General features: G+C 48.0%; 23 protein-coding genes. 15 read left to right on the top strand and 8 right to left on the bottom strand.

The window, feature by feature from the left end; all coding sequences use genetic code 11:
• Window positions 1–6 precede the first annotated feature (6 nt).
• The 5 genes from AKL11_RS04555 (at window position 7) to dnaB (ending at window position 5,111) form a co-directional block, all read left to right on the top strand.
• Window positions 7–876 (top strand): hypothetical protein, encoded by an 870-nt coding sequence (locus AKL11_RS04555; protein ID WP_067515459.1) that lies wholly within the window; start codon window positions 7–9, stop codon window positions 874–876.
• 25 nt (window positions 877–901) lie between these two features.
• Complete coding sequence (rplI, locus tag AKL11_RS04550; protein ID WP_067515458.1) at window positions 902–1,348, top strand: 50S ribosomal protein L9; 447 nt, start codon at window positions 902–904, stop codon at window positions 1,346–1,348.
• A gap of 262 nt (window positions 1,349–1,610) precedes the next feature.
• Window positions 1,611–2,645, top strand: coding sequence for an ankyrin repeat domain-containing protein (locus AKL11_RS04545; protein WP_157673419.1), 1,035 nt, complete (start codon window positions 1,611–1,613; stop codon window positions 2,643–2,645).
• A 190-nt stretch (window positions 2,646–2,835) separates the two neighbouring features.
• Window positions 2,836–3,423, top strand: a complete 588-nt coding sequence (locus tag AKL11_RS04540; RefSeq protein ID WP_067515456.1) for a DUF4145 domain-containing protein — start codon at window positions 2,836–2,838, stop codon at window positions 3,421–3,423.
• Window positions 3,424–3,707: 284 nt separating this feature from the next.
• Complete coding sequence (gene dnaB / locus AKL11_RS04535) at window positions 3,708–5,111, top strand: replicative DNA helicase (RefSeq protein WP_095210180.1); 1,404 nt, start codon at window positions 3,708–3,710, stop codon at window positions 5,109–5,111.
• Between the two features lie 9 nt (window positions 5,112–5,120).
• On the opposite strand, the gene AKL11_RS04530 is transcribed toward dnaB, so the two are convergent.
• The 4 genes from AKL11_RS04530 to AKL11_RS25860 form a co-directional block, all read right to left on the bottom strand.
• The gene (locus AKL11_RS04530; RefSeq protein ID WP_067515951.1) at window positions 5,121–6,119 is read right to left on the bottom strand and encodes a serine/threonine protein kinase; all 999 of its coding nucleotides are present in this window, start codon (window positions 6,117–6,119) and stop codon (window positions 5,121–5,123) included.
• A 97-nt stretch (window positions 6,120–6,216) separates the two neighbouring features.
• A complete protein-coding gene (locus AKL11_RS04525) occupies window positions 6,217–6,711 on the bottom strand; it encodes a threonine/serine exporter family protein (RefSeq protein WP_067515455.1) in 495 nt (164 codons plus the stop codon).
• The gene (locus tag AKL11_RS04520) at window positions 6,708–7,496 is read right to left on the bottom strand and encodes a threonine/serine exporter family protein (protein WP_067515454.1); all 789 of its coding nucleotides are present in this window, start codon (window positions 7,494–7,496) and stop codon (window positions 6,708–6,710) included. The genes AKL11_RS04525 and AKL11_RS04520 overlap by 4 nt, the downstream gene beginning before the upstream one ends.
• 76 nt (window positions 7,497–7,572) lie before the next feature.
• On the bottom strand, window positions 7,573–8,028 hold the full coding sequence (locus AKL11_RS25860) for a ComF family protein (protein ID WP_157794254.1): 456 nt from the start codon (window positions 8,026–8,028) through the stop codon (window positions 7,573–7,575).
• Window positions 8,029–8,400: 372 nt separating this feature from the next.
• Here AKL11_RS25860 and bioB point away from each other — a divergent pair, with 372 nt between their 5' ends.
• From bioB to AKL11_RS04480, 7 genes are all read left to right on the top strand, one after another.
• The gene (bioB, locus tag AKL11_RS04510) at window positions 8,401–9,516 is read left to right on the top strand and encodes a biotin synthase BioB (RefSeq protein WP_216636577.1); all 1,116 of its coding nucleotides are present in this window, start codon (window positions 8,401–8,403) and stop codon (window positions 9,514–9,516) included.
• Window positions 9,516–10,742: an 8-amino-7-oxononanoate synthase gene (gene bioF / locus AKL11_RS04505; RefSeq protein WP_095210179.1), complete on the top strand. Its 1,227-nt coding sequence runs from the start codon at window positions 9,516–9,518 to the stop codon at window positions 10,740–10,742. Before bioB ends, bioF begins: the two co-directional genes overlap by 1 nt.
• Window positions 10,739–11,491 (top strand): alpha/beta fold hydrolase, encoded by a 753-nt coding sequence (locus tag AKL11_RS04500; RefSeq protein ID WP_067515452.1) that lies wholly within the window; start codon window positions 10,739–10,741, stop codon window positions 11,489–11,491. Before bioF ends, AKL11_RS04500 begins: the two co-directional genes overlap by 4 nt.
• Window positions 11,473–12,324 carry a malonyl-ACP O-methyltransferase BioC gene (bioC, locus tag AKL11_RS04495; protein WP_067515451.1) on the top strand — a complete coding sequence of 284 codons (852 nt, stop codon included), beginning with the start codon at window positions 11,473–11,475 and terminating at the stop codon, window positions 12,322–12,324. The genes AKL11_RS04500 and bioC overlap by 19 nt, the downstream gene beginning before the upstream one ends.
• A gap of 93 nt (window positions 12,325–12,417) precedes the next feature.
• Window positions 12,418–12,969 carry a hypothetical protein gene (locus tag AKL11_RS04490; protein ID WP_067515450.1) on the top strand — a complete coding sequence of 184 codons (552 nt, stop codon included), beginning with the start codon at window positions 12,418–12,420 and terminating at the stop codon, window positions 12,967–12,969.
• 25 nt (window positions 12,970–12,994) lie between these two features.
• Complete coding sequence (bioD, locus tag AKL11_RS04485) at window positions 12,995–13,675, top strand: dethiobiotin synthase (protein WP_067515949.1); 681 nt, start codon at window positions 12,995–12,997, stop codon at window positions 13,673–13,675.
• 198 nt (window positions 13,676–13,873) lie between these two features.
• Window positions 13,874–15,664, top strand: coding sequence for an acyl-CoA dehydrogenase C-terminal domain-containing protein (locus AKL11_RS04480; protein WP_067515449.1), 1,791 nt, complete (start codon window positions 13,874–13,876; stop codon window positions 15,662–15,664).
• Window positions 15,665–15,720: 56 nt separating this feature from the next.
• Here the strand turns inward: AKL11_RS04480 and AKL11_RS04475 are convergent, their stop codons facing one another.
• Window positions 15,721–15,963 carry a hypothetical protein gene (locus AKL11_RS04475; protein ID WP_067515448.1) on the bottom strand — a complete coding sequence of 81 codons (243 nt, stop codon included), beginning with the start codon at window positions 15,961–15,963 and terminating at the stop codon, window positions 15,721–15,723.
• A gap of 265 nt (window positions 15,964–16,228) precedes the next feature.
• Between AKL11_RS04475 and AKL11_RS04470 the strand changes: the two genes are divergently transcribed.
• Together AKL11_RS04470 and AKL11_RS04465 are read left to right on the top strand one after the other, a co-directional pair.
• Window positions 16,229–18,007, top strand: coding sequence for an acyl-CoA dehydrogenase C-terminal domain-containing protein (locus tag AKL11_RS04470; protein ID WP_067515447.1), 1,779 nt, complete (start codon window positions 16,229–16,231; stop codon window positions 18,005–18,007).
• A gap of 132 nt (window positions 18,008–18,139) precedes the next feature.
• Window positions 18,140–19,219, top strand: coding sequence for a ricin-type beta-trefoil lectin domain protein (locus tag AKL11_RS04465; protein ID WP_067515446.1), 1,080 nt, complete (start codon window positions 18,140–18,142; stop codon window positions 19,217–19,219).
• A gap of 28 nt (window positions 19,220–19,247) precedes the next feature.
• Here the strand turns inward: AKL11_RS04465 and AKL11_RS04460 are convergent, their stop codons facing one another.
• The 3 genes from AKL11_RS04460 to AKL11_RS04450 form a co-directional block, all read right to left on the bottom strand.
• On the bottom strand, window positions 19,248–20,288 hold the full coding sequence (locus AKL11_RS04460; RefSeq protein ID WP_067515445.1) for an OmpA family protein: 1,041 nt from the start codon (window positions 20,286–20,288) through the stop codon (window positions 19,248–19,250).
• 171 nt (window positions 20,289–20,459) lie between these two features.
• Window positions 20,460–22,232: a type IV pilus assembly ATPase TfpB gene (gene tfpB, locus AKL11_RS04455; RefSeq protein ID WP_067515444.1), complete on the bottom strand. Its 1,773-nt coding sequence runs from the start codon at window positions 22,230–22,232 to the stop codon at window positions 20,460–20,462.
• 119 nt (window positions 22,233–22,351) lie between these two features.
• Complete coding sequence (locus AKL11_RS04450; protein WP_067515443.1) at window positions 22,352–22,972, bottom strand: CYTH domain-containing protein; 621 nt, start codon at window positions 22,970–22,972, stop codon at window positions 22,352–22,354.
• 78 nt (window positions 22,973–23,050) lie between these two features.
• On the opposite strand from AKL11_RS04450, the gene AKL11_RS04445 reads away from it, so the two are divergent.
• Window positions 23,051–23,731, top strand: coding sequence for a TIGR00153 family protein (locus tag AKL11_RS04445; protein ID WP_067515442.1), 681 nt, complete (start codon window positions 23,051–23,053; stop codon window positions 23,729–23,731).
• The last annotated feature ends 18 nt before the right edge of the window (window positions 23,732–23,749 follow it).

Below are 23,749 nucleotides of genomic sequence, written 5' to 3'. Positions count from 1 at the left end.
TAACTGATGCGTGGATTGGCGGAACTGGCAATGCGTGGCCCGAAACAGGCAACTGTTCTGGCGACGATTTTTGCCTGTATTCCCATGTTGTTCTGGGTGAGTGCAGCCATTATTTCTCTGGTGACGCTTCGTCGCGGCACCGCTGAAGGGCTGAAAGTACTCGGCTGGGCCATCTTGCCCGGTATTGCCTGGGCTTCAATGGGACAGTTCTCCACCATCACAGGATTAGTAATGACCGTCGCTCTGGCGGTGACATTGCGCAACACCGTTTCCTGGCAAAAAACGCTACTGGCGCTGGTGCCACTCGGAGGGCTTGCTGCTCTCGTGATGGCTCAGCTGGCTCCACAACAGATTGCCCAGATCAGCGAACTGGTCTTGAAGTTTATTCATGACTATTTCCAACAATCCGGTCAGTCTACGGACGACATAGTAGGTCTCAGGACGCTGGTTGAATATTGCGTAATCGGTATGGTCGCCTGGTTTAACCTGGTGAGCTGTATATTTGGGCTGATACTGGGCAGAGCCTGGCAAGCGCAACTGTACAATCCGGGTGGATTCCGTGAAGAGTTTCATCGAATTCGCCTGTCAGCACCGATGGCTATGGGGCTTCTGGCATTTACCCTTGTAGGTGTTGCCGCTGTTCCATCTTTACTGGTCGTGGTGCCTGTGGCTACGCTGCCTTTACTGGTAGCGGGTCTGGCGATGATCCACGGCTTAGTAGGGATGAAACAGATGGGAAGTTTCTGGCTGGTGGGTTTTTACATCCTGTTAATCTTCGCCACGCAACTGGCGTACCCGGTCATTGTTTTAACTGCATGTCTGGACAGTCTTTTAGATTTTCGCACCCGTGTGAATAACCGACTGCATCAGGGATGACAGGTACTAGATAGAGGCTAGCGAAATGGAAGTGATCCTGCTCGAGCAAATCGCCAAGCTTGGTAAGCTGGGCGACAAGGTCACCGTTAAAAACGGTTATGGCCGCAACTTTTTGATTCCTTTTGGTAAGGCTCTGCCTGCTACTGAAGCGAATCTGGCTACTTTTGAAACACGTCGTGCTGAGCTTGAAAAAGCCGCTGGCGATCTTCTGAGTTCTGCTCAGAAACGTGCTGAAGAAATGGCTGAAATCGAACTGACCCTGACTGCCAAAGCTGGCGACGAAGGTAAGTTGTTCGGTTCTATCGGTCCTCGTGATCTGGCTGAAGCAATTACTTCTGCCGGTGTTGCGGTTGCCAAAAGCGAAATTCGTCTGCCAGAAGGCCCAATCCGTGCTACTGGTGAGTACGATGTTGGTATCCAGCTGCACTCTGACGTTGCCGCTACTATCAAGGTATTCATCGAAGCTGAGTAATCGGTTTGGTTGGACTTGATGAAAAAAGCCGGGGCTCTTTAGGGTTCCGGCTTTTTTATTGGGTATCTGTTTTTCGCTCAATTCTTTGGAATTATTTGCAGCATTTTGGGTCGTAAGTTACACGACTACTTATAATGCCGTGAAATAAATGCTGTCATCTCTTACAAGGTGTTTCTCCTGCTTAGGCACTGCTGAACACTCCGATGAAGTTGAAGAGTCATCTTCGGCGAATTCTAGCTCTTTGTCACTTGAAACGGTTCAAATGCTTCGGGACCATAATGCCCAGCAAGAGTGTTTTTTTCGGGCCATAAGAGATAGAAAAATCGCCTGTTATGAAGATATTGAATACTATCTATCCAAAGGGGCGACCATTTCTGGAACCCGGTTTGTTGCCACTGAATATGAAAGTCTATTGCCTCTCCATCAGGCGATAATTGTTCATGATCTGAACGCCACTGATGCCTTGCTTGAAGCGGGGGCGGGAGTTAATGGAATGGGACCAAGAGGGGATACTCCACTTCATCTGCTCTTTCGTTGCCTGCAGCGCGATCATCAAAATGGAGAAATCCCCGAGCCCAGCGTTGATATGGCATTGAAGATTGTTAAGTTACTTCGTAAATCCGGCGCTCTGGCCAATACAGCCAGTACCGGAACGGCTGAAACCGCTTTGATGCTAGCGGTTACCATTGATGTTCGACTTGTCAATGAGTTGCTTTCCATGGAGGCCAGGGTAAATGCCAGAAGCAGCAGATCGGAAACACCGCTCGGTATTACCTGTTATCACGAACGACCCAGTCTGGATATCATTAAAGCACTGGTATCAGCCGGTGCAAAAGTGAATAGCAAATCTATGGGGCTGGGCAAAACGCCTTTACACCTGATCGCCGGGAATAGAGGCAGCGAAGAAGTGTCGATCCGCCAAATCCTGCTGTATCTGCTGGACAGGGGTGCTGACCCGAACATTAAGGATAAGGAAGGCCGAACACCGCTTCACTGTGCGGCGTTAAATAACCGTTTGGAATGTGTATCACTGTTGAAGCAATTCGGAGCAAAAAATAGTGTTGATCATGGAGGGAGAACTCCACTGACCTTATTTGAACAAACAGAAGGTGTGAGTGACGAAGTATATGAAGCGGGTCGAAATAAACTTGAAGCATGCTTAAATGATGGTGTCAGTTCACTTAAGAGCCTGTCTGCATTGGTTGTCAGAAAACACATATTTCCCAAAGAAACGATTGACGAAGGGATTGACCGGCTTAACTTCCCGAAGCTGCTTAAGAATGTGATCAAGCTGTAGCCTGTGCCATCATTGCAATTGTGTATTCTTATGAACGAATTTCAAGTCGCCCTATAAATAATCAGTTTTGTTGGACTTGATACAAAAAAACCGGAGCTCTTTCGAGTTCCGGTTTTTTTTGCTGGTATTTTTTCAAAAGGATGGGGTAGTCTCTGCGCAGACGTTATAAATCTATAAATAAAGGGGTGTTATGGAATTCTTTACGGACGTGCTTGAGATTCTGGTCTGGCCGCTCACCACATTACTGGTTGTTTATATTTTGAAGACACCGGTTCTTGAGATTCTCGCAACATTGACCGGGATGAAGCAGGTAATAGTTGCTGAGGATTTTAACAATGAACTGGACAAACTGCAGAATCGGTCCGACTCGATAAGATCCATTTTTCCTAACCCGGTAACACCAGACAAAGAAGAAGAGTACTATCTTGATGAAGTGAAAAAATCATCACCAAGAGCCGCCATTCTGGAATCATGGATTGCCCTGGAAAACTCGGTAACATCGACGTATCGCCTGCTCGATCTGGACTCTGTGGAAAAGGTTCACTCCTTCAGCGGCATACTGAAATCGTTGGTGAATAAAAAGATTATCAGTTCTGATACGTTCTCAATCGTGAGTGAGCTTCGGGTATTGAGAAACAAAGCCGTTCATAACTACGATTTCAATATTACTGAGCTTGAAGCCTCCAAATTTATACAGGTTTCCAGAGAACAGTCTGAAATCATCATTGGTGAGATCTGGAAACTGATGGCTCAAAACCAGACGGCGATTGATAGCTAATTAGAACTTTGCTTGTGATGCCGCAGAAGCGGTGTCACAAGTGCAGTCTCCCCCTCTGTCTCGCTCATAAAGCCTCGCCAGTTTTTGCTGGCGAGAATGTTTGAAAATTCTTCCATAAATAATCTGCAACTGACCTCGTAGTCTGTACGTAGCGGGCGTAAAAAGTGATGCTTCAGTTCTATTCTCTATAAGAGAAGTAATGATCTCCAGTGCTTTTTTGACCTGGAATCAGGTATGCTAAATCTCAGATATTGAATTCCTGTTTACTTCTCAGACGACCAACTATGCTGGATGCCCTTTCACGGGAGCCCGAGCTTCCAATTGATGAAGCCACGGTTGCCATCAAAACTCCTCCCCACTCCATAGAAGCGGAGCAGTCCGTCTTAGGCGGCCTGATGCTGGACAACCAAGCCTGGGACCGGGTGGTGGATAAACTGACGGCTGAAGATTTCTACAATCCCGGCCATCGGCACATTTACGCGGCCATCAGTTATCTGACCAATGAGAGCAAACCTTTTGACCCTCTCACCGTGGCAGAGGTGCTGGAAAATCGAGGTGATCTGGACGACGTGGGTGGTCTGGTGTATCTGGCAGAACTGGCCAGCAGCGTGCCCAGCGTGGCGAATATTCGAGCCTACGCAGATATTATTTTTGAACGCTCGCTGCTTCGTAAACTGATCAACACCGGTCAGAAAATCGCAGACGGTGCCTACAACCCCGATGGTAAAGACAGTCAGACATTGCTCGATGAAGCCGAGCGAATGGTCTTCAACATCGCCGAAGATCGACCCAATACCGGTGGGCCGGTGGGTGTTCGGGAGATTCTCGAAAACACCGTTAAGAAAATCGATGAAATGTTCAACGCCGGTAACGCCATTACCGGTACCACTACGGGCTTTAAAGATCTTGATGAGATGACCTCTGGTCTGCAGCCTTCGGATATGGTTATTGTGGCGGCACGTCCTTCCATGGGTAAGACGACCTTCGCCATGAACTTGGTGGAAAACGCGCTGTTGAACAGTGAAAAAGGCGTCATGGTGTTCAGTCTGGAAATGCCAGGTGAACAGTTGATGATGCGTATGCTTTCTTCCCTTGGTCGCATCAACCAGTCCAAAGTGAGAAGTGGTCAGTTGGAAGAAGAAGATTGGCCGAAGCTGTTATCTGCCGTTGAGCGCATCAAAGATAAAAAACTGTTTATTGACGATACCGCTGGCATCAGCCCATCGGAAATGCGCTCAAGGGTTCGCCGTGTAGTGCGTGAACACGGCGAGCTGGGCATGATCATGATCGACTATTTGCAGCTGATGCAGATTCCCGGTTTTGGTGAAGGCCGTACCAACGAAATTTCTGAAATCTCTCGATCGCTAAAAGCCATTGCCAAGGAATTTAAAGTTCCGGTGATTGCATTGTCGCAGTTGAACCGAGCTCTGGAACAACGACCCAACAAGCGCCCGGTAAACTCCGATCTTCGTGAATCCGGTGCGATCGAGCAGGATGCGGACGTGATCATGTTTATCTATCGGGATGAAGTTTATAACCCCGATACGGAATACAAAGGCGTTGCGGAGATTATCATTGGTAAGCAACGTAACGGCCCAATTGGCACCTGTCGTTTAGCATTTATTGGCCAGTTCACCCGTTTTGAGAACTTGGCGCCCGATGCCTACGGGCGTTTTGATGATGATTGAAGATCAGGATTAAATCTGACCGAATAGCACCAGTGGCGGTTCATCCAGTGCCGCCAACTGTTCTCGCAACTCCAGAATATGCTCTGCCCAATACCGTTCGGTATTGAACCAGGTAAACGCCATAGGGAATGCCGGATCATCCCAGCGCTTCGCCAGCCAGCCACTGTAATTCAATAAACGCAGGGTTCTGAAATATTCAACAAGGTTTAACTCTGCCGGGTTGAAATCCATAAACTCGTTGTAGCCGTCCAACAGCTCTGCCATTTGCAGAGTTTGCTCTTGTCGGTCACCAGAGAGCAGCATCCATAAATCCTGAATGGCTGGCGCCGTCTGAGTGTCATCAAAATCCACAAAGTGCGGAGCGTTGTCCCGCCAGAGAATATTGCCACCATGGCAATCGCCATGAACACGAATGGATTGCCACTGATTTTGCTGACGGATTCGGTCTAGCCGATGAAGCAGGTCACGAGTTAATGTCTGATAAGCTTCCATCAGTGAAGACGGAATGAAGTCGTTTTCCAGCAGGTATTCAACACTGTCGATGCCGTAGCGTTGTAATGTGATTTCTGGGCGATTCTGGAACTGAGCAGCTGAACCCAGTTTATGGATTCGACCCAGAGTGCGCCCCATCGTTAGAAGATTGTCAGGGTTATCCAATTCGGGAGCGTGGCCTCCCTGACGTGGGAACAAAGCAAAGAGAAACCCCTCAAACTCATGCAGCGAGTTACCCGCTTCATTCACTAACGGTGCGACCACCGGCATTTCCATATTTTTCAGCTCAAGGGTGAACTGGTGTTCTTCCTCGATCTGTTCTCTGGTCCATCGTTCTGGGCGATAGAACTTGGCAATCAGCGGGTCTTTGTCTTCAATGCCCACTTGGTATACACGATTTTCGTAGCTGTTCAGCGCAAGAATACGGGCATCGCTGAGATATCCCTGGCTCTCCACGGCATCCAGCACTCTGTCCGGAGTCAGCTGGTCATAGGGGTGTTTAGCTGGACTGTTCATAAAGATCTCCGGAAACATCGACTATTTAATTAACAGCCTGACTGATTGTAGGTGGAGATTCTATAGGCAACGAAATATGCAGACCAGTAGTTCCAATTTAGCGGTGCTGTTTTCTAAGACGTTTTCGTAGCCGAATCTCTTTTACACTTTTGCGGAACAGCAGAGATGGAATTGTCACACCAATGGCCAGCGCCAGAATGACGAACACGGCTTTCAGCCCGTTGCTGGAGGTTTGAGTCAGTAGCTCCACCGGTACATCCGGGTTATTGCTGATCTCCAGAAGCCCCATCATAAAACGGTAAGCGTAAATACCCGGAACCATAGGGATAACAGCGGGTGCCATAAATACGGTAGTGGGCGTATGAACCCAGTGTGCCAGCTGAATAGACAGCAAGCCCATGGCGCAGGAGCCCAGCAACGTCGCCAGTACAAGGCTGGCACCATTATCCAAAGCAAAGCCTCTTAATGCATAACCAATAGCAGCCAGCACAGCCACAGCCCAAAATGCACGACGGGGAACGGTAAATAATGTGGCAAACCCGAGTGCGGCAACCACGGCCCAGAGCACTTTTTCGATAAATATAAAGCTCATGGAATCAGCACTCCCAATAATGCAGAGCTCAACGTAATCCCCATGGCGATGGCCATGGAAATCACGATGGCCTGCATAGCTCTTCCCTGACCGGTAATGATATGACCATGCACCAGATCAACAATGCTATTGATCATGGGAATGCCTGGAATTAAAAACAAAACCGAAGTGGCTACGGCGATTTCCGGATGAGGGATGACGGCATTTACATAACCAATGCCGCTGACGCCACTGGCAACAAACGCCGCCATCGCAACACAGACGGGCAGCGTATAGTGTTTTTGTAACAGTAGATTGCGGGTGTAAAAACCCAGTGCTGTCGCCATTCCTGCCAGAGCGACTGAAAGATAATCTGCGCCGGATACACGACAAAAGGCCATGCCTGCCAGAGCAATCATCAAAATAACCAGTGGTTTGGGATAATGAGGCAGTTGTCGAATGCGTTGAATTTCTTTTTCAATGGCGTCAAAAGGCATCTGTTCTTCCATTGCCTTCCAACTTAAACGACTAATGGCGGATACAACGCTGAGCTGAACGCCATAGGCGGGCACTTTTCGAAACGCGGTAATGGGTTCATGACGATGATCAGAGAGTGTCAGTGTGATGCCAGAAAGGGAAAAAAACAGTTCGACTTCAAACCCTAGTGCCGCCGCAAGACGCTTCAGGTTTCGGTTGACCCTTTCGGTATGAGCGCCAGAAGCCATTAGTAAAACGGCTGCATCCAGAAGCAGGTGAGATGATCTGTGGGCACTGATTGAACAGGCGGTTTGGGAGCCAGTGTTCATGAGATAAGGTATTTTATGAGTGAAAGTGGGTATCTTATTGGTAGATGGGCAGTAATTTAATAAGTAGCAATAACAGTTATTGGTTTTCCGGCGTTCTGGCAATGCTCCAGATATCCACACGTTCGGCACCGGCTTTCTTCAGTAGCTTTGTGATCTCACTGACCGTAGCGCCCGTGGTAACAACGTCGTCTACGAGTGCGATGTGCCTGTATTGCAGATCTTTCTGGAGAGCAAAGGCCTGTTTAATATTCTTCTGGCGATTTTTTGCATCCAGATTTTGCTGAGGACTGGAGTGCTTGACCCGCTTGAGCAAGTGGCTCTCAAGGGTAATGACATCCGGAAGTTGTTTTTTCAAAGCCTTGGCTAGCAGCAATGCCTGATCATAGCCACGCTTCCGTAGGCGCTTTTCATGAAGCGGTACTGGAACAACAACTTCTGGCCACTGGTCTTCCAGATAAAAATCTGACAATAAATCGGCCATTGGCTGGGTGATGGGTTTGATCAGTTCAAGTCGTGATTGGTATTTCACCATCTGCAGAACCTTATTAATAGGGAACTGGTACAAAAAAGGCGCAAGGCAATGATCAAACAACGGTGGCTGAATAATGCATTGAGGACAAAGCCCCGTTTCACTTTCATTAATGGGAATTCCACAGGTGGAACAAAAGCACGTTGGTACCGGGAATGAATTGAGGCAAAGGGTGCACAGAGGCTGATTCAGAGTGGTGAAGCCGCGACAGAGTATGCACTTTATTTCTATAAATTGTTTAATTTTAAACCAGTTGTAAACTATGGTCTTTAGCATTGGTTGACGGTTCTGCTTAATCCGTTATCATCGTTTTCATTTTCAGAATTAATAAAACTCACCATGTGTCATAGAGTGAGTTCCTATCCAGAGGGTGTCATGGTCAGTACTAACCAGGCGGTGTCCGCCGATTCTTCCAGCGATTTTCGTCATGACTGGACCATGGCGGAGGTCGAAGCTTTGTTTCAAAAGCCATTCAATGATTTGATCTTTGAAGCGCAACTGGCGCATCGCGCGCACTTCGATCCAAACCAGGTGCAGGTTAGCACACTGCTCTCTATTAAGACGGGCGCTTGTCCAGAAGATTGTAAATATTGCCCTCAGAGCGGTCACTACAACACCGGTCTGGCAAAAGAAAAATTGATGGAAGTGAAAAAGGTTCTGGAAGAAGCCAAAGCCGCCAAAGCCTCTGGCGCGACTCGTTTTTGCATGGGCGCCGCCTGGAAGAATCCACCGGCAAAAGATATGCCGTTAATTATTGAGATGATCAAAGGCGTTAAAGATTTAGGGTTAGAGTCCTGCATGACCTTGGGCATGCTCAGTGAAGATCAGGCGAATGATCTTGCCACCGCAGGTCTGGATTACTACAACCACAACCTGGACACTTCACCAGAATTCTACGGCAGCATTATCACCACCCGAACGTTCTCTGATCGTTTGAACACCCTGTCCCACGTTCGTGATGCCGGCATGAATGTGTGCAGTGGCGGCATTGTGGGTTTGGGTGAAACGGAGCGCGATCGTGCTGGCATGCTGGTTCAACTGGCGAACATGCCAAAGCATCCGGAAAGTGTGCCCATCAATATGTTGGTCAAAGTGGCGGGCACGCCCATGGAAAATGTTGATGAGGTGGAAGGCATTGATTTTGTCCGTACCATCGCCGTCGCTAAAATTATGATGCCAGCGTCGAATGTTCGCTTATCCGCCGGGCGTGAAAAGATGAGTGATGAATTACAGGCGCTGGCTTTTTTGGCGGGTGCGAATTCGATTTTCCTCGGTGATAAGTTGCTGACCACCGCCAATCCCGAAGCAAACAGGGATCGGGCGCTGTTCGATAAGTTGGGCATCAATCAGAATCACGATTGGGGTGAAGGCGATGGTGAAGGTGTTGATGCGCCGGAAACCTGCCCGATCAAAGCGTTTTACGATCGTGAGAAAAGTAACGATCAATATTACGATGCAACGGCTTCCACAGGATCGACTGGGCAGAGTTAATGAGTTTCGAACTGGAGCAGGATCTCCGTCATCGTCAGGCAGCAGGGTTATATCGACGCCGAAAAATGCTGGAAACCCCTCAGCAGCCAGAAGTAGTGATTGATGGAAAGCAGTATCTGGCTTTTTGCAGCAACGATTATCTTGGTTTGGCAAACCATCCTGAGATTATCGCCAGCTTTCAACAGGCGACGAATGACTACGGGTTGGGCGGCGGCGCTTCTCATTTGGTGATTGGTCACAGTAGAGCGCACCATCAGCTGGAAGATGAATTAGCAGAGTTTACTGGCCGTGATCGAGCATTGCTGTTTTCCAATGGCTATATGGCCAACCTGGGTGCAATCACGGCTTTAGTGGGTAAGCAGGATGCGGTGTTTGAAGATCGTTTGAATCATGCATCGTTATTGGATGCCGGGCAGTTGTCGGGCGCCCGCTTTCAGCGTTATCTCCATAACGATGTTGAGAATCTCGAGCTCCGCCTTAAAAAAACAGACGCCCGTCGTAAATTGATTGTTACCGATGGTGTATTCAGCATGGACGGAGATGTTGCCCCCATTGATCAACTGGCAGACATTGCCCAGCAACATCAGGCGTGGCTGATGGTGGATGATGCCCACGGCTTTGGCTTTCTTGGTGAAACCGGTGGTGGTGTCGCTCAGACTTTTGGTTTAAGCCAAGAGCAGCTGCCGGTGTTGATGGGAACACTGGGTAAAGGTTTTGGCACCTACGGTGCATTTGTGGCTGGTAGCGATGCGTTGATCGAAACGCTGATCCAATTTGCCCGAAGTTACATTTATACGACATCTATGCCGCCTGCGGTGGCGGAGGCTACGAGAACGAGTCTCAAAATTGTGCAAAAGGAAAGTTGGCGTCGGGAGCATTTGCAGGATCTGATCCGCTATTTCCGAAAAGGCTGTGAACAGCTGGGCTTTCCCCTTATGGATTCACAGACACCGATTCAACCGTTGCTCGTGGGTTGTGAAAAGCGAGCCATGGAAATCAGCAATAAATTGGCGCAACAGAATATTCTGGTGACCGCCATCCGCCCGCCTACGGTACCAAAGGGTTCTTCCCGATTACGCATTACTTTCAGTGCCACTCATACGCGACAACATGTTGATGATCTGCTCAGCGCTCTTGAAAAAGTTATGTCTAAAGCGTTACATAGACCCTGTGTAAACGACATAAGCCCAGAAGAATTATCAAATTCAGGAGTGACGACGGGATGAGCCAGTACCCAATTGTGTTGATCAGTGGCTGGGCAATGCCAGCCGGTGTTATGGAAACCCTGGCTGAAGCGCTGGATGCCGATCATCGTCGTGTCTCAATTGTGCAACTTCCGGGTTTGGTGAGTGAGCTTGACGCTTACAGAAAACCCTACGACTGGAACGTACTGCTGGATTATCTGGATCAGCAATTATTTGAAAAGCCTTCGGTACTGGTGGGTTGGTCACTGGGTGGCATGTTGGCGACATTGTATGCAAGTCGCCATCCGGAAAATGTCGCCGGTGTCGTTAACCTTGCAGCCAATGCATGTTTTGTTCAGCAGCCTGACTGGCCAGAAGCCATGTCACCGGCATTGTTTTCCAGTTTCTCAGAAGGTCTTGCAGAATCTGCCGGTAAAACCTTACGACAGTTTGTCCTTTTGTGTGCTTCAGGCAGCCCTCAGCGAAAAGCACAAATTACGCTGTTGCAATCCCTGGTGGATGACGCTGAACTCGATCAAACAACGTTACAGGAACTGTTGGCTTTGTTGGGGAGTAGTGATCTCCGTTCAGCGCTTGCTGATCTTCGCTGTCCGATCAGCCATATGTTTGGAAAAGCCGACGGATTGGTGCCGGCCAGTGCTGCCGAGTTGATTGAAGCTCGTTTTCCCAAGCATCGGATTCAGGTGTTGGAAGGTGGACATACGTTCTTTATGGATGATCCGGGTGCCGTTGTCAGGGAGGTGCAGCAGCTGTGTCTCCATATACCCTAGATGATTACTCCTCTGAGTTAGGTGTCCCACGCAGTGATGTAGCTTCTCGCGCTAACAAGGTTAGTGTTAAGCGACTAATCGCCCGTAATTTTGGTAGAGCCGCTCAAAGTTACGATGCTGCAGCGGTGTTGCAACATCGGGTTGCGGCAAGGGCGATGCTAGGGCTGCCGACGAATGCTGTTGTTAATCGTGTGCTGGATCTGGGCAGCGGAACAGGCATTCACTCCGTGGCGTTGGCTGACAGGTACGCTTCTGCATTGGTGACCGGGTTGGATCTTTCTATGGGCATGCTGCAGTTTGCGCAACGGCAGCATTCTTCATGCAATCGTGTTCGCTGGTGCTCCGGTGATATTGAGTCACTGCCGTTTGCATCCGAATCGATTGACCTCATTTTTTCAAGCCTTGCTATTCAATGGTGTAACCTGGAACGAGTCCTTGATGAAGTGTCGCGGGTACTGAAGCCGGGAGGGCAGTTTGTGTTCTCCACGCTATCCGACGGCAGCTTGCATGAACTGAATGCTTCCTGGACTCAGGCGGGAGAGAGTGGTCGAGTTAATCAGTTTGCCGAGTTTGAGAAACAGCAAGAAATTATTCATCGTTCAGGAATGAGCTTGAATAGTATGTCTCTCCAAACTGAAGTGGTTTATTACCCTGATGTAATTACGATGCTGCGATCATTGAAGGCGCTGGGAGTTAATACCGTTCTGGAAGGAACGCCCAGCCTACTTACACGACGAAAGCTGGATGTCTTGAAAGATATTTATGAGTCGCTTAGAGAACTGAGTGGTCTACCTCTGACTTATCAAGTGGTTTATGGCACTTTGATTAAATAGATTATCGAACCTTTTGCAACATTATTTGTCTTAGTATGGCGTAGGAAATTTGTTTTCCTGCGCTTACATCGATGCTGTTAAGAGGGCTGGTTGATGGATGCGGTAACTGCTCAGCCAAAATCTATTATTTCCAATACACAAGCTGATACTTCGTACAACCACTGCAAGAAGGTTGGGCAATTTACAGGGGAATGCTGTATCAGAACCTGTAAGATTGTTGCTCCTCCAGTGATTGGAGCAGGGATTGGGTTTATTATAGGCGGTGTGTTTTGTGAGGTTCCCAGATTGGTTGGCGTTGCAGCAGGCTGCGTGCCCGCGGGGTTTTTAGCTCATTTGGAAATTCCTATTTGCGGTGCTGTCACAGGTGGTTCACTAGCAGGAGCCGTGCAGATAGGCCTTGCCCTGCGGAAATGCTGTAACCAGTCACCGAAAGAACAGGTAATATTCCGCCAGCCTGTTTTGTCTCGTGACGATTTGATTGGGCGATGGGAAAGGCCTGTTGCGTCCATTGAAGAGTCTGATAATACGGACACAGCTTCAGAAAGCTTACCTGAAAAGCCTGATAACTATGAAGAACACTCAGCGATTGTAAGCCTGTTTGAACAGTACTCAGCATATGATAGCCAGGCTATCTCAAGATTGTGAACATCTGCAAAATAAGTGAGTTGTGGTGGGGAAAATATTTTTTGTAACAGGTACTGATACAGATGCCGGTAAAACAGTGGTTACTTGTGGCCTTCTGGAAGCCGCTCGTTTGCAAGGCTTATCAACACTGGCACTGAAGCCAGTGTCTGCGGGTTGTCATCAAACCAGTGAAGGGCTTCGTAATGATGATGCTGAGGTTTTGATTGAGGCAATGACGATGTCATTGCCTTATGAGCAGATGAACCCCTTGGCATTTGAGCCGCCCGTTGCTCCACATATAGCGGCAGAAGAAGCGGGTGTTCGCATGACGCTTGATCGTCTGACCGGTTATTGCCGTGGCGCTTTGATGAAGAAATACGATTTAGCTCTCATCGAAGGTGCTGGTGGTTGGCGAGTTCCACTGAATGGCAGAGAGATGCTTTCAGGATTACCAAAGGCATTAAACACTCCCGTTATTCTGGTGGTCGGCATGAAGTTAGGCTGTTTGAATCATGGGCTATTAACAGCGGAAGCCATCCTACGTGATGGTGTGAAGTTAGCAGGTTGGGTTGCTAACCAGATTGATCCAGATATGAATCGATACGAAGAAAATCTGGCGACCTTAACCCGTTTGATCCCGGCTCCACGCCTTGGAACAGTGCCCTATCTGAGCGATTTCAGTAAGGAAGCGGTTGCGCCCTATTTGGATGTTTCTTCTCTTATTTAAGTCAGCAAAAACCCCTCTCTTTATGCCCTGTGACAATGCAGGGCTGCGCTTATTCCTGCACAATTTCCCTCGTTAACACCGGTTAACTTTACTGAGCATCTATTGACTTTAATTGTATCTAAACGTAAGTTTCAAACACCTGTTTGAATAGTGCTATACTTTTCATAGAAATAACTAAAAGAATTCCGAGGATGGACCATGCCAGACTATAAAGCTCCCCTGCGTGATATCCGTTTCGTTCGCGATGAACTGCTTGGCTACGCTGAGCACTACGCCAGCATCCCTGAAGGTGAAGATGCCACTCCAGACATGGTGGATGCCATTCTGGAAGAGGGTGCAAAATTCTGTGAACAGGTGCTTTCTCCTCTGAACCGTGTGGGTGACGAAGAAGGTTGTACCCTGACTGAAAACGGCGTGAAAACGCCAACAGGCTTTAAAGAAGCCTACCAGCAGTTTGTTGAAGGCGGCTGGCCATCACTGGCAAGCGATGCCGAGTTCGGCGGCCAGGGTCTGCCAGCATCTCTGGGCATCGTGCTCAGCGAATTGATGGGTGAGTCGAACTGGTCCTGGGGTATGTATCCTGGCTTGAGCCACGGTGCTATGAATACTCTGGAAGCTCACGGCACAACCGAGCAGAAAGAAACTTACCTGACCAAGCTGATCTCCGGCGAATGGACCGGCACCATGTGTCTGACCGAGCCGCACTGTGGTACTGACCTTGGTATATTGAAGACCAAGGCGACACCTGAAGAAGACGGCAGTTATCGTATTTCTGGCACCAAGATCTTTATCTCTGCCGGTGATCACGACATGGCAGAGAACATCGTTCATATCGTACTGGCTCGTCTGCCAGGCGCCCCTGAAGGCACCAAGGGTATTTCCCTGTTCATCGTACCAAAGTTCCGTTCTGACGCGATTGGCGAAAGCAACGGCGTAACCTGTGGCTCTCTGGAGCACAAAATGGGTATCCACGGTAACGCAACCTGCGTCATGAACTTTGATGATGCTACTGGCTACCTGATTGGCGAGCCAAACAAGGGTTTGAATGCCATGTTTACCTTTATGAACTCCGCCCGTTTGGGAACTGGTGTTCAAGGTCTGGCTCACGCTGAGATCGCTTATCAGGGCGCTGTTCGTTATGCCCGTGATCGCCTGCAAATGCGTTCGTTGACTGGCCCTAAGAATCCTGACGGCCCAGCTGATCCAATCATTGTTCACCCTGACGTTCGCCGTATGCTGCTGACTGTCAAAGCCTTCGCTGAAGGTAACCGGGCGATGATTTACTACGTAGCCAAGCTGGCTGACCTGACCCATAGCAAAGATGCAGAAGTTGCTAAGCAAGCTGATCTGGAAATGGGTTTCCTGACGCCAATCGTTAAAGCGTTCATCACCGAAACTGGTTTTGAAGCCGCAAATCTTGGCATGCAATGCTACGGTGGCCACGGTTTCATCAGCGAGTGGGGCATGGAACAGAACGTTCGTGATAGCCGTATCTCAATGCTGTACGAAGGAACCACTGGTATTCAGGCGCTCGACCTGCTGGGTCGTAAAGTTCTGATGACTCAGGGCGCAACCATGAAGCCGTTCACCAAGGTGGTGCACAAGTTCTGTCAGGCTCAGGCGGACAATGAAGGTCTGCAGGAATTCATCAAGCCACTGGCCGCTCTGAACAAAGAGTGGGGCGACGTGACCATGCAGATCGGCATGAAAGCCATGCAGAACAAAGAAGAAGTCGGTGCGGCTTCTGTGGATTACCTGATGTATTCCGGCTACGTAACTCTGGCTTACTTCTGGGCGCAAATGGCTCAGACGGCTAAAGAAGCGCTGGCTAACGGAACCACTGAAACTGGTTTCTATCAGGCGAAGATTCAGACTGCGCAGTTCTACTTCCAGCGTATTCTGCCAAGAGCTCAAATGCATAAGGCATGCTTTGAGAGTGGCGCAGATAACCTGATGGCGATCAAAGAAGAAGATTTCGGTGACGTGTAAGCGTTGCTGAGTTCATAAGAAAGGCTACCGGATGGTAGCCTTTTTTGTCTGAACGTTTATTTCAGTTCATCGAGAATCATAAAGCTCAGAAAGGTCGTTGGCAGGGCAATAATCAGCATAACCGGCAGAACAGGGTTGAAAAGCATCAGGATACCGGCGCAGAGCCAGAGACTTTTTACCCAGCCCCGCTTTACCTGTTCCTTTTTGGATAAGGCCAGCTGCTCAGCAGCCAACCGATCAAGAAGGGAGAGCAGTGAAATTCGCAGTATTGTTGTGACCAGCATTAAGACGTAGCGCATAGAAAACCTGAAGTAAGATTTAGGACTACAACGGGTTATTAGTTAGTTAACCACATTATTTAACCGTAGCGTATTTCATCGGCAATTCGCGTTTGAGTGAGAGTGAAAACCGGGGAGTATGCTGTCAAACAAGCGTTTAATCCGTTAAAATTTCTATGACGAAATTCACTCACCCATGTGAGCCACTGAAGCCAATTTTTCGTATAAATTCAGTGGGTAACATCGGTACTTTAATCGATAAAAATTATTCCAGGAGTGGAGAATCATGGCCGAGTACAAAGCCCCCCTGCGTGACATGCGTTTTGTAATGTATGACGTGTTCAATGTGGCTGAGCAGTGGTCTCAGTGGCCTGCTGTCAGCGAGATGGTGGATGCTGAAACCGCCGATGCCATTCTGGAAGAAGCCGCTAAACTGGCCTCCCGTACTATTGCTCCACTGAACCGTTCCGGTGATGAAGAAGCCTGCTCTTGGGATAACGGCAACGTCAGCACACCGGCTGGCTACAAAGAAGCCTACAAAACCTTTGCTGAAGGTGGCTGGAGTGGCTTGGGCGGTAACCCGGCCTACGGCGGCATGGGCATGCCAAAAGTACTGGCGGCTCAGTTTGATGAAATGGCCTGCAGTGCCAGCCTTGCCTTTATTCTCTACCCAAGTTTGGGTGCCGGTGCTTCTCTGGCCATTGATGCTCACGCTTCTGAAACATTGAAAGAAACCTACCTGCCAAAAATGTACTCCGGCGAATGGTCCGGCACCATGTGTTTGACCGAGCCACACGCGGGTACTGACCTGGGCATTATCCGAACCAAAGCCGAAGATAATGGCGATGGCAGTTACGACATCACCGGTACGAAAATCTTCATCACCGGTGGTGAGCATGACCTGACGGATAACATTATCCACTTGGTTCTGGCAAAGCTTCCTGATGCGCCTAAAGGGCCAAAAGGCATCTCTCTGTTCCTCGTGCCAAAATTCATGGTCAATGAAGATGGCTCTTTGGGTGAAAGAAATGGTGCGGCCTGTGGTTCCATCGAACACAAGATGGGCATCAATGGTTCCGCCACTTGCGTTATGAACTTTGATAACGCTAAAGGTTATCTCGTTGGTGAAGTGAACAAAGGCCTGAACGCCATGTTCACCATGATGAACTACGAGCGCGTGTTTGTTGGCATCCAAGGTTTGGGCAGTAGCGAAATGTCTTATCAGACTGCTCTGGAATACGCCAAAGATCGTATTCAGGGTCGTTCTGCCACAGGTGCCAAGAATAAAGAAAAAGCCGCTGACCCACTGATGGTTCATGGCGACATTCGTCGTATGTTGCTGAACATGAAAGCCTTGAACGAAGGTGGTCGTGCATTCTCCACCTACGTTGCCAAGCAGTTGGATATCGCCAAGTACAGTAAAGATGATCAGGAACAAAAAAAGGCTGAGGCGCTGGTTGCGCTGTTAACGCCTGTTGTTAAAGCATTCCTCACCGATGCTGGTTTGGAAAGCTGCGTTGCCGGTCAGCAGGTGTTGGGTGGTCACGGTTATATCCGCGAGTGGGGCCAGGAACAGCTGGTTCGTGACGTTCGTATTACCCAGATTTACGAAGGCACCAACGGCATTCAGGCGCTGGATCTGTTGGGTCGTAAAATCGCCATGAGCGGGGGCACGTATCTGGAAACCTTCCTGAGTGAAATCCGTAACTCAACCAGTGCTGATGACGAATTCGCAGAGCAGCTTTTGCCAGCAGTGGATAAGTTGGAAGAGCTTACCCACAAGCTGCTGAATCAGGCTAAAGATGATCCAAACCTGATCAACGCTGCTTGCGTCGATTATCTGAACGCTTTTGCCTATGTAGCTTATGGCTGGATGTGGTCATTAATGTCCAAAAAGGCCACTGAGAAGCTGGCCGACGGCACTGAAGAGAAAGAGTGGATGCAGGCAAAACAAATCACTGCCCGTTACTACTTCAAGCGTTTGTTACCAAGGTTTGAAAGTGCCGCTTTAGCAGCGCTGTCAGGAACAGAAGAACTCTATGCTCTGGATGATGCGCTGTTCTGATATCTGAACCATAGTATAAATAATTTCCTATAGAGCCCCGTTTTTCGGGGCTTTTTTATTAAACAAAGGAACTAAATAGAAACTAAAGGTTCACTCTTAGTATCAGTTTATAAATTATCTAGTAGTGCTCTTATGCGTTATCTTATCTGCCTTCTCAGCTTTTTATTCCTTCTTACCAGTAGCGTGAGTTTTTCTGAAGAAAGCGAAACTTTTCAACTGAAATATTCTGACACGGGTCAGTGCCTTACGACTATGGATTCGGACTGTGAGGAATCAGACGCAGAAAGTTGTAATCAGTCCATTGTATTAAGTCCCTGCGATACTGACTTACCTTCCCAGAACTGGTCATTTGATTTTTCTGGTAAGACGTTGAGGTCGATGAGTTTTTCTGAGAATGGTTGCTTGAGTAATGAAGCCGGTGGAATGACCTTGGCTACTTGTCGGCAAGGTGGTATGAAGCAGGCATGGTATTTCAATCAAAGAGGAGAACTGCTCAGCCGTATCAGTCAACGCTCTTACATGAATTCTTTAGTGCATGAAGAGGGAAAGGCTGGTCGCTTACATTATTCAATGATTGATTATGATTCAGATCATTGTTTTATCAGCCCATTCACCGGCAAGTATGAATGTATCGACTTTGAAAATAAGGTAGAGCCTGCGGATAACCCGGTAATTAATGATCCAGGCTTTTCTAAACTTTGGCCATGGTTAGGGGAAAAGAAAAAGTTAACAGGCATGCTGAAATTAAAAGATATAAAGAAAGATTCTTGTCTGGAAGTTGCTCCCTGCAATATTGATAGCGTGGGTCAATATGATTGTTTTGGTGGGGCAACCATTCGAGCCAGTCAGTGTAATCAATCGGCGGGGCAGTTTTGGATTCATGATATTGCATCAAAGCGTCTGTTTAATGTACTGGCCGGTGAGCATTTTTGCCTGTCATGGCTGGAGGGTAAATTTTCATTGGAGCACTGCGTTGTACGAAACAGTTTCAGTCAAAAATGGTATTTTATTCCGGGCAGAGGTTGGTGGTATGCCAAAAATAAAGGGCTTCTTCACTGGTTGCACTCGGTTAAAGATGCTTATGAGTATCAAAAAGCACTGCCAACAGGTATCGATATAAGGTATTTCTGGAAAGATGAAAGCTCAGCTTGTGGGTTTGATCCTGTAGATGGGCATTGGATAAGCAGTTGCGAGCTGGATAAAGGAAAGTAGCTCACACTACCTTCCCTGGTGCTCATGCTTATTCAACAATATCAGCAACAACGCGACGGTTTTGCAGCCGTCCATCATCAGTTGCATTGCTGGCAATAGGTTTCACTTCACCGGCACCAAAAGACTGCAGTCGTTCAGCTTTAATACCAAACTTTTCAATGAGCGCTTTACGGACAGCATCAGCGCGTTGACTGGAAAGTGTCAGGTTGTATTGCTCTGATCCCATGCTGTCGGTATGGCCAGTGATATCGATTTTCACATCGGGGTACCGCTGGAGAAACTCACCCATTTTGTTAATCCGATCCCAGGCGTTGGCTTGAATAGCATCAGAATCAAAGTCGAAAGTGACCAGTAAATTGATGGTTTCTTGAGGTTCACAGCCAGTTTGATCCACTTCATTTCCTGCCGGCGTTTCAGGGCAGAGATCAATGTTATCCAGAACACCGTCACGATCACTGTCTTTTACTTTGGCAACCACCGGCTTTGGTGCAGGCTTTTGTATAACGGGTTTTGCCGCTGCTACAGACTTTGCTACTGCTCCAAATGTCCAGCTAAGGGCAACGTTTAATAGGCCTTCTGTTTGATTGTAATCCAGAGATCGGATGGCGCGTAGATCACCTTGAATTGAAAGATTTGGCGATAGAGCCTTTCGTAACCCGAACCCTGCATTTAAACGGGTATCATCACGGGAATCGTCATGGTCGGGTTTTTCTTTCAGGTAATCAATACCACCGACCAGATACGGTGTTAGCTGACCGGTCCATGGGGATAAATCATAAAAGGCATCAAGGCGATAAGCTTTCAGATCGGAATCATCACCATTTTTTTGATCCGTGCTGAACTGTGAATAGGTTGTCATCAAGCTAAATTGATCATTATATCGGTAGCCAATACCGACTTCCGGCGCTATTGCATCGTCTAAACCCCGGTAACTGTCCAGGTCATTAAAACTGGCGCCAAGTGATAACGTTAATCCTTTATCGACAACCGGTGCCGCTGTAGCGGAATGTGAAATAATGGCTGCAGCAGCAATGGCGATAACCGACGGTGCAAAACTGTGCACTTTCATGGTGAGTCCCTGCGTTTAGAAATCTATTGTTGTTATTCTCGGAACGACTTTAACCGAGGAATTAAATGATAAGTGAATGTTTATATAAAAGGGAGTGGAATTTTAATTTTTCTAAACGCTTTCTCATTACCATTTAAATGAAGCGCATTTAAATGGTAATGAGTGAATGGATTATTCCGGTGTAACGCGAATTACTTCTTCAATAGTAGTCAGGCCACTTGCCACTTTTTGCGCACCAGAAAGTCGCAAACTGTACATGCCTTCTTTTATGCACTGGTTTTTCAGTCGGTCAATATCCGGGTTTTCAACAATCAGTTCTTTTACCTGATCGCTCATGGTCAGGATTTCATACAAACCTGCCCGACCCCGATAACCGGTTTCCCGGCATTCCAAACAACCCACTGGTTGCATGACCTCGGCAGGTGCTGCTGCTGACCAGGGTTTGGTGAGCGCTTTCCAGCCATGGTTATCCACGGAAGCTTGTTCTTTGCAGTTTTGGCACAGGGTTCGAACAAGACGCTGCGCCATAACACCCAGCACCGTGTTTTTAATCAGATAAGAAGGAACGCCCAGCTCAAGTAAACGGGTCAATGCTGAGGGCGCATCATTGGTGTGCAATGTCGACAGTACCAGGTGGCCAGTGAGCGCTGCTTGAATAGCCATTTCTGCGGTTTCAAGGTCACGGATCTCACCCACCATTATGATGTCCGGGTCTTGTCGCAACAATGCTCGTAAGCCGGAGGCAAAGGTCAAATCAATATTGTGTTGAACCTGCATTTGGTTGAAAGAGGATTCAACCATCTCAATGGGGTCTTCAATGGTGCAAACATTGACTTGCTCGGTAGCAAGGTGCTTAAGCGTGGAATACAGAGTGGTGGTTTTACCGGAGCCGGTCGGACCGGTCACCAGAATAATGCCACTGGGCTGGCTGGACATGTAGCGCCAGCGCTTTTCATCTTCTCTGGAAAAACCAAGGTCGCCGAAGGATTTAACCAGCACTTCCGGATCAAAAATACGCATCACCATCTTCTCACCAAACGCTGTTGGTAAGGTGGAAAGACGTAGTTCAACTTCGTAACCGTCGTGGTTGCGGGTTTTCAGTCGTCCATCCTGAGGTTTGCGTTTTTCAGCAACGTTCATACGTCCCAGAATTTTGATCCGGCTGATCACCGCTGCAGCCACTTTTGCTGGCATCTGATAAATGGTGTGGAGAACACCATCAATACGGAAACGGAGGTTGCATTGATCGCGGCGTGGTTCAACGTGAATATCACTGGCGCGTTGTTCAAAAGCGTATTGCAGCAGCCAATCCACAATATTCACGATGTGTTGGTCATTAGCGTCTGGGGTTTTCATGTTCCCCAGTTCCAGCATTTGCTCGAAACTATTGAGTGACGTGGCAGTAACACCAGCATCGGAACTGGCTCCCATCACCGATTGGGCCAGACGGTAAAACTCCAGACTGAAACGTCGAATATCCGCTGGATTGGCAACGACTCGTTTGATCTCTTTGCGAGTGACGTGGCGGAGATTATCTTCCCACGCTTTATGCCATGGCTGAGCAGAGGCGATGGTGATGTCGGTATTATTAACATCTACCGCCAGAATCTGATGTCGAATGGCAAAGGCGTGGGACATCACTGGCGTGATAGCGGCAACATCGATTTTCAGGGGGTCAATGTGGAAATAATCCTGGCCAGATAGCGTTGCCAGCCAGTGGCAAAGGTATTCCAGATCCAGCTTCTTTCCGGGTCTTTTCAGGTCGTCCAGCTCAAGATCCGCCAGATATTCCAGCGGATGCATACGAGTCTGCTCAGCGGTTCTTGAGTAGCTGAGTATCCCGTCTGCGGTATCTTGAGTGATGTAACCGGTTCTGACCAGGTCAGAAACCACCATTGAAAGATCGAGCATTTGTTCCCGGTGCTGTAAACCTGTTGTGTTCATTAAATACTACAAACCTGAACGATAGCTTTATTTTATATTCTCTACTGTTTTTCGGCGAAAGGACAGGCAGATTGATAAAAGTGCCTGTCCTTGCTGGGTTTGAAAACGCCCAACCCTCCTTAAGATCGAGAAGATGCCAGTAAGTTAAACCCTTTTTCTGCCTTACTTTCATCCGATGGCTTCAGGTTTAATTCGCTATTCAGTTTTTGGGCGATAACTTCCAGCGCTTTTTCATCACCTTCGAGTAACTCCAATTCTAACTCGCTGATTGGGCTACTTTTGTCTCCGGATCGCACTTCACCGACATCCAGCGCTGCTTCAATTTTTGCATAGGGTGCTTCGCAGGTAAGTAACCATTTTGTGCGGTGGAAGTTGGTGCTGAAAAGAGGTATGAGCTGCTCAGCATTGATAGCACCCAATGATTCAGGCCACACCGGCTTTAATAAGGTGAGATCCAGCTCAGGGCTGGCTAATTGCCATTCCCACTCACCGCGACGTGTTATGCCTTGATGACTGGTGCCTTTGGTTTTCAGTGTCTGGATAAATTCGCCATCGATATCCCGAATTCTAAGAGCGACTTTTTCCTGATTCAACTTCAAATCAGCAGTATCAAAATAGATATTACCAAGCTGGACTGTTTTCGGTGCCGATGCAGAGTACGACTGCCAGAATGGGTGATGTTTAACGGTGTTTATCAGTGCTTGAGGTACCGCAAGTTTCAGCTCGATTTCTTGACTCATGGACATGTCCGTGCAGAAAGTGGATCTGCATTCTATACTCGATAGCCAAACCGTGTTCAATCAGGATTGATTCGAATAATGCCTAACAGCAACATTCTGGCGAGTGTATTTGGCCGCTCGCCTATTGGGCCCATCCAAAAACATATAAGCACCGTCCATGAATGTGCATTGCAGCTTGAACCTTTTTTTCTGGCTGTGTTTGCCAGTGATTGGGATGAGGCTGAGGTGCTGCAGCAAAAGATCACAAAGCTTGAAAATAAAGCGGATGCTATCAAACGAAGAATTCGTCTCTCACTACCCAAAAGCCTGTTTTTACCGGTACCCAGAACGGATTTACTGGAGATTGTTACTGTTCAGGATAAAGTGGCCAATCGAGCCAAAGATATCGCAGGATTGATGATTGGGCGAAAGATGATGGTACCTGAATCCATGCATGACTCATTTATTGCTTATGTGCGTCTTTCAATTAAAACCTCGGCTCAGGCACTGACAGCGATTCATGAGCTGGACTCTCTGTTGGAGACAGGGTTTCAAGGGCGCGAAGTTGATTTGGTAGAAAGAATGGTTGAAGAGTTAAACAGTATCGAAAGCGAAACAGATCAGGATCAGGTAAAGGTCAGACGTCTACTTTTCGATATAGAGCAAACACTTCCTCCCATTGATGTGATCTTTTTGTATAAGATCATTGATTGGGTTGGAGATTTGGCTGACCGCGCTTCAAGAGTTGGTAGCCATCTTCAATTATTGCTTGCCCGTTAACTGAATCGGGAGCCGTCT

Origin of the sequence: Endozoicomonas ascidiicola (genome assembly GCF_001646945.1) — a bacterium.
Classification (GTDB): domain Bacteria; phylum Pseudomonadota; class Gammaproteobacteria; order Pseudomonadales; family Endozoicomonadaceae; genus Endozoicomonas; species Endozoicomonas ascidiicola.
This window is presented reverse-complemented; position numbering and strand designations above follow the sequence as displayed.